Here is a 19631-nt window from a genome sequence, read left to right as displayed (position 1 = left end):
AGGAATCTTATAATAAAACATATGACATGGAAGGGGGGAGGAGGACTGTTGACCATTGAAAATAATAGGCATATTCCTTAGGGGGAGGACGGGCAGTTATTAAATTTGAAAACGCTACCAAATATTTTGGGTTTAAGGTTTCCATTAACATATGACCGAGGAGGAGTAGAATGCGCAACAAATATACCGTTTGGTCTCTTGTCGTAACGATGCTATTTTCAAGCTTTTTCTTCGCTGCTGGCCCGGCTAGTTTTGTCACTGCAGCTGGTGGACCTAACCTTACGATAGGTAAAAGCGTCACAGCTAGCGGACAGTCCCAAACCTACAGTCCGGACAATGTAAAGGATAATAATCCGAGCACCTACTGGGAAAGTACGAATAATGCTTTTCCACAGTGGATTCAAGTGGATTTGGGGGCGAGTACTCGTATTGAGCAAATTGTACTGAAGCTTCCTGCCGGCTGGGAAACGCGTACCCAAACACTGGCTGTTCAAGGTAGTACGGACGGCTCCGCGTTTACCAATATAGTCGACTCCAAGGATTATGTATTTAATCCGGCGGTTGCCGGCAACACGGTCACCATTGCCTTTGCGGCAACGAACACGCGTTATGTAAGGCTGAATGTTACGGGCAACACTGCATGGCCTGCAGCGCAGCTGTCCGAGTTTGAGATCTATGGTGCGAGCGACACCACTCCACCGACAAATCCACCGCCTGCAGGGACTTACGAGGCTGAATCTGCTGTTCTGTCGGGCGGTGCAAAAGTGAATAACGACCATACAGGTTACACAGGAACCGGATTCGTTGACGGTTATTCGAAACAAGGTGCAGCGGCGACCTTTACGGTGGGCGTGCCAGAAGCCGGCTTACGCGATGTAACTTTGAAATATGCCAATGCCAGCGGCAGCACGAAAACATTAAGCATCTATGTGAATGGTACGAAAATACGCCAAACCTCGCTTCCTAGTCTGCCCAATTGGGACGCCTGGGGAACACAGGTAGAGAACCTAGACCTGAAGTCCGGCAACAACACGATTACATACCAATATGATGCAAGTGATTCAGGCAATGTTAATATTGACCAAATCAAGGTAGCGGACACCGTCACTACACCAACAACACCAACGACACCTCCACAAGGCAGCAATATTGCAATCGGTAAATCCATAACGGCATCCTCCAGTACGCAATCGTTTATAGCTGCAAACGCGAACGATAACGATACGAACACATACTGGGAAGCCAGTGGTAACCCCGGCACATTGACGATTGATCTTGGGGCTAACCACAATGTTACCGGCATCGTGCTGAAACTGAACCCTTCAGCGGCATGGAGCACCCGCACTCAAACGATACAAGTGCTCGGTCAAGACCAAAACGGGACGACGTTCACGAACCTGGTATCTGCACAACCCTACACGTTTAACCCTGCTTCCGGTAATTCAGTCACCATTCCGGTTACAGCAACCGTAAAAAAAATACAATTGAACATTACGGCGAATACCGGCGCTCCCGGTGGACAAATCGCAGAATTCCAAGTGTTTGGAACTCCAGCACCGAATCCTGACTTGACGATTACGGACATGTCTTGGTCTCCGGCGTCACCAACGGAGGCCAATGCGATCACGTTGAACGCCACCGTTAAAAATATTGGTAATGCAAGTTCTCCCGCAACGACAGTCAATTTCTACCTGAATAATGAATTGGCAGGTTCCTCACCTGTAGCTGCATTGACTGCGGGCGGGGCGACAACGGTTTCACTAAATGCGGGGGTGAAAACAGCCGCCACATATACATTAAGCGCCAAGGTCGACGAGAATAACATCATTATCGAGCAGAACAAATCGAATAATAGCTTCACCAATGCGGCGCCGCTCGTTGTTGCACCCATTGCCAGCTCTGACTTGGTGGGATCGGTATCATGGTCGCCTGGCAATCCGGTGGCCAATAACACTGTTAATTTTACGGTGAATATAAAGAACCAGGGAACCGTGGCAACCGCTAGCGGTAATCATGCAATTACTGTTGTTCTCAAAAATTCTGCAGGTCAAGTTCTTCAAACGCTCAATGGTTCCTATAACGGAAGCTTGGCTGCCGGAGCGGCAGCAAATGTAAATATTCCTGGCTCATGGACTGCGCTCAATGGCAACTATACAGTGACTACGACGATCGCTGCAGATGCCAATGAAGCAGAGAGTAAACAGGCGAACAATACAAGCGTTAGCAATCTTGTCGTCTACTCGGCTCGTGGGGCCAGTATGCCTTACAGCAGGTACGATACGGATGATGCTACCCGTGGAGGCGGAGCGACGCTGCAAACCGCTCCAACATTCGATCAAGCATTGACGGCTTCTGAAGCTTCTGGACAACGTTATATTGCGCTGCCATCCAATGGCTCTTACTTGCAGTGGACTGTCAAACAAGGACAAGGCGGGGCAGGCGTGACCATGAGATTTACCATGCCTGACTCATCCGATGGCATGGGGCTGAAGGGTTCCCTGGACGTATATGTGAATGGCAACAAAGCCAAGACCATATCGTTGTCTTCCTATTATAACTGGCAATATTTCTCCGGCGATATGCCTGCTGACGCTCCGGGTGGAGGTCGCCCGCTGTTCCGGTTCGATGAAGTACACTGGAAGATGGACACCCCGCTACAGCCAGGTGACACTATCCGCATTCAGAAGAACAACGGAGACAATCTGGAATACGGCGTTGACTTTATTGAGATCGAGCCCATTCCAGCGGCAATCCCACGTCCGACCAACTCCGTGTCCGTAACGGATTACGGTGCAGTAGCGAATGATGGCCAGGATGATTTGGCGGCTTTCAAAGCAGCGGTCAATGCAGCAGTATCTTCGGGCAAAACATTATATATTCCTGAAGGAACGTTTCATCTGGGGAACATGTGGGAAATCGGTTCCGCCAGCAATATGATCAATAATCTCAAAATAACAGGGGCCGGCCAATGGTATACGAACATCCAGTTTACCAATGCGAACGCTGCTTCGGGGGGCATTTCCCTTCGGATCAAAGGTCAGCTCGATTTCAGCAATATTTATCTGAACTCGAATTTGCGTTCGCGTTATGGTCAAAATGCGATATATAAAGGGTTTATGGATAATTTCGGTACGAACTCAACGATTCATGATGTCTGGGTAGAGCATTTCGAATGCGGATTCTGGGTGGGTGATTATGCGCATACGCCGGCTATCTATGCCAGTGGGCTGCTGATCGAAAACAGCCGGATACGGAATAACCTGGCCGATGGCATCAACTTCTCGCAGGGAACTAGCAATTCGACTGTACGTAACAGCAGCCTTCGCAATAACGGCGATGATGCTCTTGCTGTATGGCCAAGTAATACGAACGGTGCCCCTGCGGGTGTCAACAATACGTTCTCGTTCAACACGATTGAGAATAATTGGCGTGCAGGAGGAATAGCCTTCTTTGGCGGAAGCGGGCACAAGGCTGATCACAATCTGATCGTCGACACGGTTGGCGGCTCCGGAATCCGGATGAATACGGTGTTCCCGGGCTATCACTTCCAAAACAACACCGGCATTCAATTTACGGATACGACGATCATAAATAGCGGTACCAGCAAAGACCTATACAATGGGGAGCGGGGGGCGATTGATCTCGAAGCTTCCAACGATGCCATCCGAAACGTGACGTTTAACAACATCGATATCATCAATACTCAACGTGATGCGATCCAGTTTGGATATGGCGGCGGTTTTGAGAATATTATGTTTAACAACATCAACATTGACGGCACCGGCCTGGATGGAATTACCACTTCCCGATTCTCAGGACCTCATTTGGGTGCGGCGATCTACACGTATACCGGTAATGGCTCAGCAACATTCAAAAATTTAACGACGAAAAACATTGCCTATCCGAACAAGAATTATATTCAATCTGGCTTTAACCTGACCATCCAATAACGAATGATGAATGAATAAATGAAAAAGTTTGCATTGTTGATCGTAAGAAACCCGCCGTTTATCGGCGGGTTTCTTATCCATTGTAGGAACATAACAGCTTCAATGATCGGAGAAATGTATGTTCAACAGTCTTGGATTGTCATTAAAGTTCCGTCTTGAGTAAATGGATAGAATTAATTCAATACCTGTCAACGAAGGTAGACATCCGTTTGAGGATTCGTTATAGTGGTAATATTCTCGACACTTATTAAAAGACTTATTAAAAGTATTGGTGGTGTGAAATTGAGTCGGCTGGCCAACAATTCCATACGCGTAAAAAAAATTAATCAGGAGCTTATTAAGCAGGCTTTGAAATCGATGAAGCAAGCAACGAAATCCATGATTTCTACCGAAACAGGATTAAGCGTCGCGACCTGCGGAAACATTCTGAATGAAATGCTGGCAACAGGTGAAGTCATGGAGACTGAATTGGAAGAGTCTCATGGAGGACGACCGGCAAGGCAGTATGTATACAATGCCAATTTCTCTCACATCGTTTGCATCTTCGCCACGAATGAAGGCGGTCAGCATTCCATCTCATTCGCAGTAGCCAATTCAGTAGGCGAACGTGTGGAAGAAGGTAGCATAACACCTACTCGGATTCATGCCGGAACCTTCGATGAACTCATTGGCACTCTGATTGAGAAATATCCTACGATCAAAGCTGCAGGTATCGGAATACCTGGTCTAGTTCATCAGGGAGTCATTAATATTTGCGACATTAAAGAATTAATACAGGTGCCTCTTGAAGCGCAGCTTAGAGAGAAATACGAGATCGAGGTCGTCATGGACAACGATATGAATATGACTGTATACGGATTCTATAATAAGCAGGATTATGATGAGGATAAGACCATTGCTGTCCTGACCTTTATCAAGGATAATTTTCCTGGCTCCGGCATCATGGTTAACGGCCAAATTCACAGAGGAAACACGAATTTTGCGGGTGAGGTTTCATTTTTGCCCTTCGGAATTTCCCGTATGGAGCAATTGAAGCGGCTGAATCAGCCTGATAGCATGATCCCTTTGGCTGCCCATACCATCATGTCTATTACCGCCGTAATCAACCCGGAAACCATTGCTTTGACAGGAGAACAGTTCCGAAAGGAAGATGTGAGCAGCATATTTAACCATTGTCTGAAATGCATACCGGAGGAACATATGCCTCATCTGATTGTTCTGGAACATCCGCATGAGGACTATATGAACGGATTAATTGCGGTGACCCTCGAAAGCTTGACCTATCATTTGCAGCTAGTAGAAAAACGGAGGTAAAGCCTATTTTGAAAATAAAGAAACAAGCCGTTGCACCCAAAATTGTCCGTAATATGCTGTTTCTCTTATTCGCTCTTCCAGGCATCGCTTTTGCATCTTGGGTATCACGAACACCAACGGTTAGAGACATTCTCGGGGCTTCAACGGCAGAGATGGGAATCATCATGTTCGGACTGGCTGCAGGTTCGTTATTGGGGCTGCTCAGTACTGGCCACATCATCGCAAGAACGGGCGCAAGACCGGTTATCCTCGGAAGTGCACTTTCCATTTTAGCGGGGTTTGTGACGATTGGTATCGGAACGGCTTTTTCATCGAGTATCGTTGTGTTTATTGGATTAGCTATTTTTGGTTGCGGCTATGGAGGTGCAGAGGTTGCCTTGAACGTTGAAGGGGCTGCTGTTGAAAAACGTTTAAATAAGACGCTGCTGCCTGCATTTCATGGTTCATTCAGTGCCGGTACATTTGCGGGAGCATTCATTGGCTCAGCGGCTGCGGCATTAAGGATTCCTATTGCAATGCATTTTGGTGTATTAGCGATTCTGATTGCCGCGGTAACGCTATATCTGTTTCGATTCCTCCCTGAAGATACGGGCAAGGAAAGAAAAGAGGAGGCGGCTGAGTCCAAATCTGCATTTATGCGGCAGCTTGCGGTTTGGAAAGAACGGCGCGTGTTACTTATCGGATTGATCGTGCTCGGCATGGCTTTTGCGGAAGGATCCGCGAATGATTGGCTTCCACTTACCATGGTCGACGGTTACCACGTGGATTCACTAACAGGATCATTTATCTATGGCGTATTCGTCACTGCAATGACGATCGGCAGATTCACGGGTGGTTATTTGCTTGATAAATACGGAAGAGTGCCCGTTTTAAGAGGATGCGCAATTATCGGAGCCTCCGGAATTCTGCTGGTGATATGGGGACAGCATTATCTCGTTGCAATGATTGGCGTCATATTATGGGGACTTGGAGCATCTCTGGGTTTTCCTGTAGGACTGTCCGCTGCGGGTGACGAACCTCGCGGAGCGGCAGCAAGAGTTGGAGCTGTGGCAACTGCCGGATATCTAGCCTTTCTGGTGGGTCCTCCCGGTTTAGGATGGCTAGGAGAGCATGTAGGGCTCTTACATGCGATGATAACGGTCTTCATTGGCGTTGTTATTGCCGGGTTTCTATCGCGGGCTGCATCACCTGCCGAATCGGCAGGAAGGATGAATATGAATAATTGACAGAAGGAAGGATCTTAGAAGATGACAACCAAATCCGAAAAAGAAAAAATGATCAGCGGAGAGCTTTATTTGGCTTCCGACTCCCAGCTTACTCAGGAACGGGATCATGCGCGAAAACTAGTAAGGATTTACAATCAAACAACGGAAACAGAAGTGGAACGAAGAACGCAGCTGCTTAAACAACTGTTTGGATCAACTGGTGAAAATTTGTTTATGGAGCCTAATATCCGTTGCGATTACGGCTACAACATTCATGTCGGGGAAAATTTCTACGCCAATTTCGATTGTACCATCCTTGATGTTTGCGAGGTGCGTATTGGTGACAACTGTTTTATTGCACCGGGAGTTCATATTTATACGGCAACGCATCCTATTCATCCTTTCGAGCGTATTGCCGGACCGGAGTATGGAAAACCTGTTACCATCGGAAACAATGTGTGGATCGGTGGAAGATCTGTCATCAACCCGGGGGTTACGGTCGGGGATAATGTGGTGATAGCCTCTGGATCGGTCGTCACGAAAGATGTAGCTCCAAATACGATCGTAGGCGGGAATCCCGCAAAAATGATCAAACAAATCGAGCTCTGATAGGATACATATCCATTTCGTGCTCGGATGTTCTGGAAAAACGGGTGTATAATAACAATACTAAAAGTAAGCATTGCATAGTATCTCAACAAAGACGCTGTCCATTAGGATGCGTTTTTTGTTTTTTGACAGAAAAATAAAATTCAATCGTTTTTCCGTTCTACCGCGTCTTACTATAAAGAGCTTATCTTTGACTGCTTTTCCACGTACCGATGCAAACAAAGAAAGAAAGGGGGAGATGGTGTATGGTGGAAAATACAATACACGAGGTCAAAGAGGCGAAATGGGATCTGATGAACGAAGAGCAATTCTTTCGATACCTCTCCGGTGAACAGCGCAAACTGTATTCGATTGCCTTTAGTTATCTGCGCAACGAAGCGGATGCCCTGGAAGCGGTACAGGAAGCATCATGCCGGGCTTGGCTGAAACGTAAAAAGCTCAATGACGTTCAGTCCTTCACGCCTTGGCTGATTCGAATTACCATTAACTGCTGCATGGACGAGCTCCGGCGCAAAAAGCGTGTGTTTCCTGTAGAAAAGATGGAGGAAGAACCAGCCCAAGAAATGAAAAGCAGTGATCGGATCGACTTGGAACGGGCTATGGACCGGATGAAAAAGAAGTACAGGCATGTCGTAATGCTGAAATACTACCAGGATATGACGACTGCCGAAATTGCGAGAGTACTGAAAAGACCTGAAGGCACGATCAAAACCTGGCTGCGGGAAGGACTAAAGCAGCTTCGGAATTATCTCTAAGGAAGGAGGCGAGCCGATGGTGCTTGATAAAGAAGAGCGTGTTCTGATGCAGGATGTGAATGACGTGAAGAGGAATGTCGAAGCGATCCGGGAAATAAAAATTACGACTGCCGTTCGCGGCGGTGTATCCAAAGGAAGGAAGCGTGAAATGAGGCGCATCTATAAGTACGGCATTGGCGCGGTCGCTGCCGCAGCGGCGGCGGTTATCATTATATTTGCAAGCATAGGTTCTTCGGCTAATGAAGTTGAAGAAAAGGTGATCCAGACGGCGAGCGCAAACAGCGTTACCGATTTCGAATTGTTCCGTCCGATCGGGCAAAGAGATCAAGGATTTGCAGCGGCGATGGAGCAAGGTCTGTTGAAGCCAATCAAACAGGGTGTGGAGAAAAAGGGCTACCGCGTGGACGTGGCTGGTGCCGTCTCGGACGGGAGGAAGGCCTTTATTATGTTCAGCGTGCAAAATCACACGCAGCATCAGGTGAGTCCTGTCATTGATTCATTGTACTTTGGAGACGTCGAAGCGCCGTCTGCAAAAGCGGAGGCGAAAAGTGTAAGGAACAGTTACCGTATCATGCCTGGAGAAACGGCTTATTATGTATATACCACGAATCTTCTTCCTTCTGTCGATTACAGTAAAGACACGAAGATGAGTGTTAACATATGGGATACCGTTAGTCAAAAATATGAAAAAGGATTAGATATTAAGTTCGATCTCGATACCAAAGCGCTGAAAGATGAGGAACGGATCTATCATCCGAGTGAGACATTGACGGTCGACGGACAAAAAATCAACGTGAGTCAAGTACGATTCACTCCACTAAATACGTACGTAGACCTGGAATATGACAAAGCCAACGACCAACAGATTTTTAAAGTGATCAATCCGGTCGTGATCGGTAAAAGCGGAGATCATACCGAAAAATTATATTATCCGGAAGAAGTATTGAAGGATAATACCAAAGTTACTTTGGTATACAAGAGCAGCCAACTAGATCAACTGGATACGACTTCGCTCAAAGTATTCGGTATCGCTGCAGTGAAAAAGGATCAATTGAAAGTAGTCGTCGATTTGAAGAAAAGAGAGATACTGGCTGCACCGGACGACTTACTACAAATTCTGCCTTCCGATCAGCAAGCAGATGATGAGGAAGTTTATTTCTATCGAAAGCTCGAACAAGCCCAAGTTGCAGAGAGCTTAGGTATGTGGTTAGCCCCCACTTTTACTGATGCAAATGGTAAACAGCATAAGATGCTGTCACCGAAAAGCACAAGTCATAGCGGAACAATATCATCAACAAAAGAAGACACGATGGAAGATGAAACTCCTTATAACTTTGGAAAGGGAGCGTTAAACTATCCGCAACCGCTTACCATCGAGGTCAAGCAGTATTGGGTTCCGATCATGGATTCGCAAACCGTTGAATTGGCCAGTAAGAAGTAGGAAGGCAGAAACTCAAATTTGCTGCTTATTAAATAAAACAACACGCAAAAACCGAATTCTCTATCGGAGGATTCGGTTTTTTTTGCAACGAAGATATCTATTATTGTTCCCAAGTAGGATGTTGCTGGATTTCGCAGCTTTGAACGATTTTGCTTCCAAAATAAAAAATATTCGAATTTTCTTTGGAATGTGTCGATTAGGTCATCCGCCGTTCGTCGTTCTTATAGAGGCAAGGAACTACAATATCAATACTAAATTTTTAATCAAACAAAGGAGAGATTCCATGAACATCGCTATATCCAAAGATGGTACAAAAATCGCGTACGACAAATCCGGCCATGGACCGGCACTCGTTATGGTCGCAGGTGCATTTAGCTACCGAAAGTTTCCCGGACAGATTGAATTGGCCAATCGGCTTGCCGAAAAGCATACCGTTTACAACTATGACCGCCGAGGTCGCGGAGATAGCGGGGACTCGCAAACCTATGCCGTCGAGCGCGAAATCGAGGATCTGGAAGCTATCATTGACGCAGCCGGGGGTTCCGCAAATGTGTACGGATTGTCATCTGGAGCGGTTTTGGCACTCCAAGCTGCGGCGAGAGGATTGAATATTACCCGATTGGTTCTCCATGAACCACCATTCGTTGTCGATCCGGCCGATCATAAGACACCTACGGATTTTGTGGAACATGTGCGCGAATTAATCGCTTCGGATCGCAGGAGCGAGGCCGTCAAATATTTCATGATCCAAGGTATGGGTGTGCCTTCCTTTGTCATTCCTATGATGCGAATGATGCCGGGCGTATGGTCAAGACTGATGTCCGTTGCCCACACCTTACCGTATGATGCCGCACTGCTGGAGGGATTCATGGAAGGTAAGCCGTTATCCAAAGATCAGTGGCCGGGAGTCACGATGCCAACACTTATACTCGAAGGCATCGAAAGTCCGATATCGCTTCGGCATGGCGCGCGGGCTCTGGACGATGTACTCTCCAATGCACATCTCCGAAGCAAGAAGGGACTTGGACATACCAAGAAACTGAATGCGAAGATGATTTCGTCGGAAATTACTCCCTTTTTTGCAGGAGCTTAATCAAGTCGAGCAATCTGCAAGATTTTATTATCATCGTATCCTATCAAGAACTTTTCAAAAAATAATTTGGTATGTATGTCGATTTAATCGGAATCGATTCGTTGTATGAGTAGAAGCAGGCGATTCATGATCCTGTTCCATGACAGAGTCGCTTGCTATCAAAGATAATGGAGGTTTACTTATATGAGATTCATGATGATTGTCAAAGCTACAACGGATTCCGAGGCAGGAGTATTGCCAAGCCAGGAACTTATCGATGCCATGCAGAAGTATAACGAGGAATTGGTAAAAGCCGGCGTATTGCTCGCTGGAGACGGCCTTCATCCAAGCTCTACGGGAATTCGGATTTCCTATCCGGAGCCCGGGGGAAAGCCGAAGATGATGGATGGACCCTTCACGGAGGCTAAGGAGATGATCGCCGGATATACTCTAATAGAAGTGAAATCCAGAGAAGAAGCTGTTGAATGGGCACTGCGCATGCCCGATCCTCACGGGTATGGACAGGGCGAGATTGAGCTTAGACAGGTATTCGAAGCCGAAGATTTGACAGATAATCCGGAATCACTGGCAAAAGAAGCTGCGCTCCGCAAACAGGTTGAGGCACAGAAAAACGCATAATGTTACACCTATGATAAATACCTTACACGGATGTACGGTTGGGCCGAATTCAGAATTTATAAGGATACGGCCCCGGTATGATGAATCTACCCGACAGGGAATGAATGGATTAACACTGATGATGTATTAACGGAAATGGAATTATGTAAACTACCTGATATGATGAATGTATACCGGTGTATATAAGTAAACAACCTCGCCTTTAGATGTATCATCTTTGGTCGAGGTTGTTGCTGTTTACGTACTTATTTCATGGTGATGGCGATTCGTTCATCCGCAGCGATCCATTCTACCGTAGCACCCAGCTTTTCGCTAATAAATCGAAGCGGCAAGTACACTGTTCCATTCAGATTAAACGGTTTATTCTCAAGCTTGACAGGGACATTGTCCAGCGTTGTATCTCCCGTTTTCACGTTGACACGGATGGTGAGTGACGGTTGATCCTTACCTTTACGGGTCACCGTCGCCACTTTGTTTTTTTCATCGAATGTAATTTCAGCTCCCAGTTTTTCGAATACGGATCGAAGCGGGACGAAATTTTGGTTGTTTTTCGTAATGACGCCGCTTGTTAGTCCTACATTCTCTCCGTTTAGGAAAATGGAAATCGGCTTTTGAACCGGAACCGGTTCTCTAACCATAAATTCGTAGCTACCATTACCGAGCTCGGCATTTTTGTTGATGCCCCAGCCCCAGAGAGATCCGTCCGTTTTTTGCATTATGATATGCCTTGGGCCATTTTGAATGGATGCTACATCGCTTGCGACGAGCGAGAAACTTATATCGGAGGGCATATCCACCTGTCCGATCGAAGTCATGTAGACGCGGTGATCCGAAGTTAAAACAACTAAAGACCGTTCAACGATAGAAGCATCCTGGACATTGTTAACTCCCTTCAGCAATATGGGGTCCTGATGTTCATTTAATGTCGTAAAGTCGGATACACCTGTGATCGTGGCTCCCCAGAACCATAAGCGCTGCTGGTTGTCGATGGCCAGGGACGAATAGTGGTCATGCTTGATGCTCTTAATGTTGCTTAATGATTTAATGGGGGTCGCCGTAACCGCGCTTGGGAACTCTTCAGTTTCGCTGTATTTTTCCGGCCAAGTCCATACGGTACCGTCCTCCTTGAGCGCTATGTTATCCTCAATCTGAGTCACATGTTCGAGACTTGGCACGGGTGCGAATGACTGCAACGTTTCATTCGCATACCAGACCGTCCCATCTTGCTTTAAAAAGATAAAGCGAAGATTGCCCTTCTTATCATTGTATTCGTATGTTCCCTTAATCTCTGCCACATGATCTATGCCTTCGACTTGCTCAAAATGAGTGCGGTCCCATCCATCGTTCGTTTTGACTGAAGTATATACCTTGCCTTCTGTATCCCAAGCAAGCGTTCTTCCGTTTTCATACACATCCACGATATGGCTTAATCCTTGAACAGGTAGTATTTTGACCGTAGGGGTCGGATAAGCGGATTGCCATAACCATACGGATTGGTCCTTTTTCTGAAAATATCCGTTACCCCAAGAATCCGCTACATCTGACACCTCGGAGATCTGAGTGGGTACGGGACGCTGCCAACCCCAAACCCAATAACTTCCGTCTTTTTTGATCAGCGAATCTGCATGATACGTAGCGATATCGGATGAAGATGAAGTATCAGCAAATGCCACCCTTGCATGAACGGCTAACGATATTCCGACTATAAAACTTAAAGCTATCGCGCTTTTTCTCATAGCTTTTCAGAACTCCTCTTATTAAATTGAATTGAACTATTTGGCTAACTGAATTCATTGGAACATTACCAATATTTAGACGCAGCGAGAGTGGGATAAGTTTCCTTTTTATGAAAAACTGTGGTTAATGTCTAGAATTAAGATGAATAATATGCGGGATATGCAAAAAGGACTCTATCCGGAAGTCAATCACTTGACGCACCTAAATAGGGTCCTTTTTCATTTTTGACTAAAGCTCAGGTGGATGAATTATCACTTGAAGGCGAGTTTATATGGTGAATTTGATTTTCAATGACTGTACTGGCTTTTTCTAGAAAATTCGAAATAAAAGTAAGCTCTTCATCCGTATAGGAGGAAGCGAGGGCAACCATCGCGTTGTGCAGTGGGATGTACGTGTTGCTGACTTCTTCTTTTTGTTCGTATTGTGGAACGATGATGACTTTGCGCCGATCCTTCGGATCATTTTGCCTGCGAACATATCCGATTTTTTCAAGACGGTCAATTAATTTCGTGATGCTTCCGGTTGTTAGCCCTGTTATTTTGGACAACTCTCCGGCAGTGATCGGGCCTTTCTCACGCAAAACATCGACGGGGATGTAATCGTTATTGGATAATCCGAGAGAGGTGGATACATTTTGTTGGTATAGCACCGTTCGGGTACCCAACCCTCGCATGAGCGAGACAAAATGTTCCTGCAAGTCTGATGTTTGAACTTGCTTTTGGCTTGACATTAGACAAACCTCCTTGTTAAAATTAAAATATCTTGATAGGGAAGATAAATACCAAGCGAGATACTTGACGAGGAATCAATCAAGCAAGTTCATTTTATCGAATACATTTAATATTTGCAAATGGACATACAGAGAGTAGGTAAATTACTTGCTTTAGCGGATGTAGCCCATTTTGCAGTGAGGAGGATATATATGAAAGAAACCATCGTGATTAAGGGTGCCAGAGAAAATAATCTCAAGAATATCTCGCTTTCCATACCTAAATATAAGCTTGTTGTTCTGACAGGACCATCGGGATCTGGTAAATCGACGCTGGCCATGGACACATTGCAGCGCGAATGTCAGAGACAGTATCTGGATTCCATGGGAATGATGTCGGATGCGATCAGCAAACCCAAAGTCGAGTCCATTGAAGGGTTGTCCCCATCCATTAGCGTTGGACAGCATGTCACGAATCGTAATCCGCGTTCAACGGTGGGCACTGTGACGGACTTGTATACGTATGTACGTTTTATCTTTGCAAGATTGGGCGAGCGTATTTGCCCTCATTGCAGCGGCAGGATCTTGCCTTCTTTTGAACCTGTAGGCTTGCTCATGGAAGAAGATGAGGAGATCGATCGTCAAACAACGAGTTGTCCACATTGTGGAGAGAAGCTGGAAAAACTGGGTATGTCCCACTTTTCCTTTAACAAGCCGGAGGGTGCTTGCGAAGCATGCAGCGGACTGGGGCATGTGGCAACGATAAATGAGGCAGCGGTATTTCATCCTGAACTCAGCTTGAGCGAAGGTGGGGTTGCTTCGCTGAATGGCGTCCATCGCGATATTCAGACACGCATATTAGTAGCGGCTGGTAAACATTTCGGATTTGAGTTCGATCCGGATCAGCTCTTGAAGGACTACGGCCCAATTCAGCGTGACTTGCTGTATTACGGTGTTGAGAGTGAAGCATTCAAGCGTCATTATCCGGATGTCAAACCAATTCAAGGGACCAAGTTCGAAGGGGTCATACCTGGATTATGGCGTCGTTATAAGGAAAAGGAAGGGGAGGCTGGAAGCCAAGAGAAAGAGGGCGGTTTTTTCCATGAGACGCTTTGCCCTGAATGCCACGGAGCTCGCTTGAAAAAAGAAGTTCGTCTTGTGGAGGTAGCGGGCTCATCCATATCTGAAGTTTCAGACTGGTCGCTAGGCGAAGTATACGATTGGACGAAACGCTTACAGGAGGAACAGCCTCCGGAAGCCCTTCATGTGATTGAGCCGATTCATGATATGCCTAAAAGATTAAAGCGGATTTTGGATGTCGGGTTAGGCTATCTTTCCTTGAACCGTCAGACCGTCACATTATCCGGAGGAGAAGCACAACGGCTGCGGCTTGCATCATTGCTTGGTTCTGGTCTTACCGGTGTGCTCTATATTCTGGATGAACCGACTACGGGACTTCATCCCCGGGATACCTCAGGTCTCATTCGAGTGCTTCAAGATCTGCGTGATCTAGGCAATACGGTGCTCGTCATTGAGCACGATATCGAGATGATGCGTGCGGCAGACCATGTCATCGATATCGGACCAGGTGCCGGATTGAACGGGGGGAACGTCGTTGGAGAAGGCAGCCTGGAGGATTTGATGTCCAGCGAGCTATCGGTTACGGGGGCCTATTTGAGAGAAGAAAGCGTCAAAGCTCCGGTACGCCAGCGCAGGAAAGGGAACGGCCAACAGATCACAATCCTGGAGGCAAAGATTCGCAATATCGATATCCCGTCTGTTTCTTTTCCGCTGGGATGTCTAGTGGCCGTAACCGGAGTTTCGGGCTCAGGCAAATCCACGCTTGTCTTTGATATTCTTGCACAAGCACAGTCCAAAGAACAAGAATTGTCCGGGTGCAAGGAAATGAAGGGACTCCAGAACATCGGAGATATCGTAACCTTCGACCAAACACCGATGGGCCGAGTCCAGCGCTCCAACGTTGCGACGTATACAGACGTGTTCACACATTTGCGAAAACTGTTTGCCGGCTTGCCGGAGGCCAAAGATCGAAACCTGACTACCAAACACTTTTCGTTTAATACGCCTGGTGGTCGTTGTGAGACATGTCAGGGCTTAGGCGTTCTTACTGTCGATATGAACTTCCTTCCGGATCTGGAGGTCAAGTGTCCTGACTGCAAGGGAAGACGGTTTTCCGACGAGGTCCTTGAGGTTCAGTACAAAGGCTTGTCGATCTCGGATTTGCTGAATATGTCGGTGCAGGAGAGCCTTCCAATCCTCAAGGATGAGACCAAAATGGCAGGCATCATTGAAATGCTGTGCGAGGTGGGGCTTGGTTACCTTCAGTGGGGTCAATCCGTCAAAACCCTTTCCGGCGGTGAAGGTCAGCGAATCAGATTGGCCAAAGAGCTCAGCAAGCCATCCAAAAACCATACGCTGTACCTCCTGGATGAGCCGACAACCGGTCTCCATCCGTCTGACATTAGACAGCTTCAGGTCTTGCTGGATAAACTCGTCGATACGGGAAATACCGTAGTTGTCGTCGAGCACAGCCTGGAATTGATAAGGGAATCGGACTGGGTTATAGATATTGGTCCGGAAGGCGGGGCGGAAGGAGGGAAGCTTGTAGCGGAAGGAACACCGGAACAGGTTGCAGAAGTGAAGGCTTCTTATACCGGAATGTTCTTGAAACAGATCCTTGCCGAGGGAATCTAAAAGTAGATTTGACGTTCAAGAAAGAAATTGCGGAAACAGTGGAGGGAACAATAGAAAATGGCAAAGAAAAATAATGTAGTTGTGATCATCGTGGCATTATTGCTGGCCACGCTTATGGCTTCGATGGATAATACCATCGTATCCACGGCCATCGGTACCATCGTCGGGGACCTGGGGGGCTTCGATAAATTAATGTGGGTGACTTCCGCTTATATGATCGCAGAAATGGCGGGCATGCCGATTTTCGGTAAACTATCCGATATGTATGGCCGCAAGCGATTCTTTATTTTCGGTATTATCGTATTTATGGCTGGTTCAGCCCTATGCGGCACTGCGGATTCTATTATACAGCTTAGTATTTACCGGGCTATACAGGGGATTGGCGGCGGAGCTCTCGTGCCGATCGCATTCACGATTATGTTCGATGTGGTTGCTCCGGATAAACGGGGCAAGATTGGTGGATTATTTGGAGCCGCATATGGTATTTCCAGTATTTTCGGTCCGCTTTTGGGTGCATATATTACGGATTATATCCATTGGTCCTGGATTTTCTATATTAACTTACCGGTAGGCGTGATTGCCTTCTTCATGATTGTCTTCTTTTACAAGGAATCCGTTGAGCATTCCAAGGAAAAAATCGACTACTTTGGCGCTTTCACGCTTGTAGCTTCCATTTTGTGCCTGATGTTCGGACTTGAGCTTGGCGGGAAGGAGTACGCTTGGAACTCTGGTATGATCATCGGTTTGTTCGCAGCTTTTGCCGTGCTTTTGGTTGGTTTTATTTTCATCGAACGCCGTGTGGAAGAGCCCATCATCACCTTTGGCATGTTTAAGAACCGTTTATATTCGACAAGCAATATCATGGCTATATTTAGCGGTGCAGCGTTTATTACGGCTTCGGTCTACATTCCTATCTTTATTCAAGGCGTATTTGGCGGCTCGGCTACTAGTTCGGGACTGGTTCTGCTTCCCATGATGGTCGGTTCCGTGATTACAGCAGCAGGCGGCGGTTTCTTGCTGGCTAAGTTCAATTATCGTTCCATCATGATATCGACGTTGGTACTGCTTCTTGTCGGTATGGGTCTGCTTACCACGTTAACGACCGATACTCCGCGCTACCTGGTCACCATTTATATGATTTTAGTCGGTCTTGGGATTGGTTCGTCGTTCTCCGTGCTGAGCAATGCGGCGATTCATGGATTCACGGCAAGACAGCGGGGGTCCGCAAGTTCGACGCTTAGCTTCACGCGGGAGCTGGGAATGACCTTGGGCATTACGGTATTCGGCATTATTCAAAGTCATGTGTTTACCAAGAATCTGTCCACCGTGTTCGCCGGTGGCGGCGCAGCGCCGGAAGGCGTCAATCTTAGTGATCCGAGTAAAATCCTGACTCCGGGAACACGTGAAAATATCCCGGCTCAAATTTTGGATAAGATTACAGATGCGCTGTCTTCATCTCTGGTTCATACGTTTGCTTGGGCTATCATTCCGTCCGTTATTGCTCTTGTAGCCGCATTTGCCATGAGCAAGGAGAAGTTCGACCCGGCTTCCGAGCTGGAAGAATATACGGCAGCACATTAATAGAACTTATTAACGAAATGGATGGGTCGAATGGATGGACAAATGGATGGTGTCACAGGCCTGACAATTCATTATAATGAGACATGTTTTAACAGGAACCCATTTAGGAGGGGGAACATGCTCGGATTATTGATCATGGCCATTATTGTGATGGCAGCCGGTTTTGTCGCAACGATGATGATAGGCCAATCCAAAAGCAATAAAAAAGCAGACCCGAAATATTTTCAGCACACCGGGAAAAAGTGGATGCGTCTTAGTGGAATATATATTGCCTGCATCGTTATTCTGGCAATCATCACGATCGTTGTTTGGAAAGCGTAAATCATGATAATTAAAAACAACCGCAGAAGCGCATGCTCTGCGGTTGTTTTCAGTTGAAGGAAGTCCTAAACCTTTGTCATGCATTTATTTGATAAGCTCTCGTAGTGCTTCCGCAAAGGCTGCAATACCAGGGCCGATATCCTCCTCTTTTGCCCGGGCAAAAGTAAATCGGACATAACCTGAATCGGAACCATATACGCTGCCCGGCACGAATACAACCCCTTTTTTTATTCCTTCTTCCAGGAGCTTGGCATCATTAACTTCAGGTACCAGCTTGCACCACATATGTATTCCGCCCTGGGGAATGTTGTACTGAATGAGGCCCGGAAGCTCTTTTTGCAGGGCTTCGATCAGCAGATCACGCTTATAACGAAGCTGCATTCGCAGACGGTTCAGCTGGGGCTCAAAATGAGACGATATCAAAAACTGCGCCGCCACTTGTTGCGGTATCACGCTGAGTCCAAAATCCATTTGCTGTCTGGCATCCGCCAGCCGTTCCACAATGGCATGCGGAGCAACCATCCATCCGATGCGCAGCCCAGATGCGACGATTTTGGAGAAAGAACCAATGTAAATGATATTGCCATGCGGATCTACCGATTTGAGCGGGGGACAAAATTCACCTTCATAATCCGTTAGGCTATAAGGATCATCTTCCACAATGGGAAGACCCAGTTCACTTGCGATCTCGAGCAATTTGTTCCGTCTCTCATCAGTAAGGAAAGTTCCCGTTGGATTCTGATAATTAGGATTCGTGAAAATCATCTTGATCCGGTGCTTCTTGTACAACGTTCGGATATCCTCCGGTCGAACGCCATCACGATCAACGGGCAGCCTGAACAATCGGAGTCCCGCGGATTGAAACATCGGCAAAGAATAGCAGTAGGAAGGATCTTCGATGGCTACGGCATCTCCAGGAGACAGAAGACACTGCGTAATCAAGAATAACGACTGTTGGGAGCCAGATGTAATCAGGATGGACGACTCCGTCGTTTGGATTCCGCGGTATTGATCAAGATAGGCAACAAGTGCCTGCCGAAGCGGTATGTATCCTTGTGGATTGGCGTAACCAAGGTATGAGGTATAATGATGCTCATCCATCAACATTGCGATTTCGTTCATGGGCGATAAGTCGCCGGAAAGCTCTCCGCTCGCAAAGTCGATCATGGAAGGGGTCTGGCTCAGCGCTTCACGGATTCTGCGTAGGAACGGAACGTTAGGAAGGAAGCTTCCGCCTTCGGCATATCTCTTCCAGTTCGGGGTATGCCTAGGCGTAGCGCCCCATTTATACTGGCTTACCCGTGTTCCGCTACCAGAACGGCTTTCGATGATACCCATGGATCTGAGCTCGGCGAAAGCCAAAATAACGGTGCTCCGGTTTACCCCTAATTGTTCAGCTAATTTTCGTTCGGACGGAAGCAAGCTCCCTGGCGGAAATTCACCATAAGAGATTTTCTGTTCAAGATGATCGGCGATTTGTTCGTACAGAGGTTTTTGACTTTGACGATCTGGCTTCCACATATATACACTTCCTTGAATGGCAACTAAATTCATAACGGCGATATTAATGATAACATGGATTT

At 46.8% G+C, this 19631-nt stretch carries 14 protein-coding genes; 11 read left to right on the top strand and 3 right to left on the bottom strand.

The annotated features are described in order from the left end of the window. Positions 1-170 precede the first annotated feature (170 nt). The 8 genes from GRF59_RS04260 to GRF59_RS04225 all read left to right on the top strand — a co-directional run bounded on the left by GRF59_RS04260 (position 171) and on the right by GRF59_RS04225 (position 10985). Positions 171-3950 (top strand): discoidin domain-containing protein, encoded by a 3780-nt coding sequence (locus GRF59_RS04260; RefSeq protein WP_160496402.1) that lies wholly within the window; start codon positions 171-173, stop codon positions 3948-3950. A gap of 282 nt (positions 3951-4232) precedes the next feature. Continuing rightward, complete coding sequence (locus tag GRF59_RS04255) at positions 4233-5264, top strand: ROK family protein (RefSeq protein WP_160496401.1); 1032 nt, start codon at positions 4233-4235, stop codon at positions 5262-5264. Between the two features lie 53 nt (positions 5265-5317). Next, positions 5318-6490, top strand: coding sequence for an MFS transporter (locus tag GRF59_RS04250; RefSeq protein ID WP_160498110.1), 1173 nt, complete (start codon positions 5318-5320; stop codon positions 6488-6490). A 21-nt stretch (positions 6491-6511) separates the two neighbouring features. Further along, positions 6512-7078, top strand: coding sequence for a sugar O-acetyltransferase (locus tag GRF59_RS04245; protein WP_160496400.1), 567 nt, complete (start codon positions 6512-6514; stop codon positions 7076-7078). Positions 7079-7323: 245 nt separating this feature from the next. Beyond that, the gene (locus GRF59_RS04240; RefSeq protein ID WP_160496399.1) at positions 7324-7833 is read left to right on the top strand and encodes a sigma-70 family RNA polymerase sigma factor; all 510 of its coding nucleotides are present in this window, start codon (positions 7324-7326) and stop codon (positions 7831-7833) included. 16 nt (positions 7834-7849) lie between these two features. Continuing rightward, positions 7850-9274, top strand: a complete 1425-nt coding sequence (locus GRF59_RS04235; RefSeq protein ID WP_160496398.1) for a DUF4179 domain-containing protein — start codon at positions 7850-7852, stop codon at positions 9272-9274. 283 nt (positions 9275-9557) lie between these two features. Beyond that, positions 9558-10367, top strand: a complete 810-nt coding sequence (locus GRF59_RS04230) for an alpha/beta fold hydrolase (protein ID WP_160496397.1) — start codon at positions 9558-9560, stop codon at positions 10365-10367. Between the two features lie 183 nt (positions 10368-10550). Beyond that, positions 10551-10985: a YciI family protein gene (locus GRF59_RS04225; RefSeq protein WP_160496396.1), complete on the top strand. Its 435-nt coding sequence runs from the start codon at positions 10551-10553 to the stop codon at positions 10983-10985. Between the two features lie 245 nt (positions 10986-11230). Here the strand turns inward: GRF59_RS04225 and GRF59_RS04220 are convergent, their stop codons facing one another. Both GRF59_RS04220 and GRF59_RS04215 read right to left on the bottom strand, forming a co-directional pair. Further along, positions 11231-12721, bottom strand: a complete 1491-nt coding sequence (locus GRF59_RS04220; RefSeq protein WP_160496395.1) for a stalk domain-containing protein — start codon at positions 12719-12721, stop codon at positions 11231-11233. Between the two features lie 236 nt (positions 12722-12957). Continuing rightward, a complete protein-coding gene (locus GRF59_RS04215; protein WP_160496394.1) occupies positions 12958-13452 on the bottom strand; it encodes a MarR family winged helix-turn-helix transcriptional regulator in 495 nt (164 codons plus the stop codon). Between the two features lie 192 nt (positions 13453-13644). Between GRF59_RS04215 and uvrA the strand changes: the two genes are divergently transcribed. The 3 genes from uvrA to GRF59_RS04200 all read left to right on the top strand — a co-directional run bounded on the left by uvrA (position 13645) and on the right by GRF59_RS04200 (position 18048). Beyond that, positions 13645-16146, top strand: coding sequence for an excinuclease ABC subunit UvrA (uvrA, locus tag GRF59_RS04210; protein WP_160496393.1), 2502 nt, complete (start codon positions 13645-13647; stop codon positions 16144-16146). Between the two features lie 57 nt (positions 16147-16203). Then, positions 16204-17727 (top strand): MDR family MFS transporter, encoded by a 1524-nt coding sequence (locus GRF59_RS04205; protein WP_160496392.1) that lies wholly within the window; start codon positions 16204-16206, stop codon positions 17725-17727. Positions 17728-17844: 117 nt separating this feature from the next. Further along, positions 17845-18048 (top strand): hypothetical protein, encoded by a 204-nt coding sequence (locus GRF59_RS04200; RefSeq protein WP_160496391.1) that lies wholly within the window; start codon positions 17845-17847, stop codon positions 18046-18048. Positions 18049-18132: 84 nt separating this feature from the next. On the opposite strand, the gene pdxR is transcribed toward GRF59_RS04200, so the two are convergent. Then, the gene (gene pdxR, locus GRF59_RS04195; RefSeq protein ID WP_160496390.1) at positions 18133-19569 is read right to left on the bottom strand and encodes a MocR-like pyridoxine biosynthesis transcription factor PdxR; all 1437 of its coding nucleotides are present in this window, start codon (positions 19567-19569) and stop codon (positions 18133-18135) included. Between the last annotated feature and the right edge of the window lie 62 nt (positions 19570-19631).

It is taken from the genome of Paenibacillus dendrobii, from assembly GCF_009807035.1.
In the GTDB taxonomy this organism is placed as follows: Bacteria; Bacillota; Bacilli; order Paenibacillales; family Paenibacillaceae; genus Paenibacillus_AQ; species Paenibacillus_AQ dendrobii.
The sequence above is the reverse complement of the archived record's forward strand: the minus strand, read 5'-3'. Positions and strand labels throughout refer to the sequence as shown.

Coding starts and splice junctions, on each gene's coding strand:
- GRF59_RS04260 (WP_160496402.1), top strand. CDS start 171: ATGCGCAACAAATATACCGTTTGGTCTCTTGTCGTAACGATGCTATTT.
- GRF59_RS04250 (WP_160498110.1), top strand. CDS start 5,318: ATGCTGTTTCTCTTATTCGCTCTTCCAGGCATCGCTTTTGCATCTTGG.
- GRF59_RS04245 (WP_160496400.1), top strand. CDS start 6,512: ATGACAACCAAATCCGAAAAAGAAAAAATGATCAGCGGAGAGCTTTAT.
- GRF59_RS04240 (WP_160496399.1), top strand. CDS start 7,324: ATGGTGGAAAATACAATACACGAGGTCAAAGAGGCGAAATGGGATCTG.
- GRF59_RS04235 (WP_160496398.1), top strand. CDS start 7,850: ATGGTGCTTGATAAAGAAGAGCGTGTTCTGATGCAGGATGTGAATGAC.
- GRF59_RS04230 (WP_160496397.1), top strand. CDS start 9,558: ATGAACATCGCTATATCCAAAGATGGTACAAAAATCGCGTACGACAAA.
- GRF59_RS04225 (WP_160496396.1), top strand. CDS start 10,551: ATGAGATTCATGATGATTGTCAAAGCTACAACGGATTCCGAGGCAGGA.
- GRF59_RS04220 (WP_160496395.1), bottom strand. CDS start 12,721: ATGAGAAAAAGCGCGATAGCTTTAAGTTTTATAGTCGGAATATCGTTA.
- GRF59_RS04215 (WP_160496394.1), bottom strand. CDS start 13,452: ATGTCAAGCCAAAAGCAAGTTCAAACATCAGACTTGCAGGAACATTTT.
- uvrA (WP_160496393.1), top strand. CDS start 13,645: ATGAAAGAAACCATCGTGATTAAGGGTGCCAGAGAAAATAATCTCAAG.
- GRF59_RS04205 (WP_160496392.1), top strand. CDS start 16,204: ATGGCAAAGAAAAATAATGTAGTTGTGATCATCGTGGCATTATTGCTG.
- GRF59_RS04200 (WP_160496391.1), top strand. CDS start 17,845: ATGCTCGGATTATTGATCATGGCCATTATTGTGATGGCAGCCGGTTTT.
- pdxR (WP_160496390.1), bottom strand. CDS start 19,569: ATGTGGAAGCCAGATCGTCAAAGTCAAAAACCTCTGTACGAACAAATC.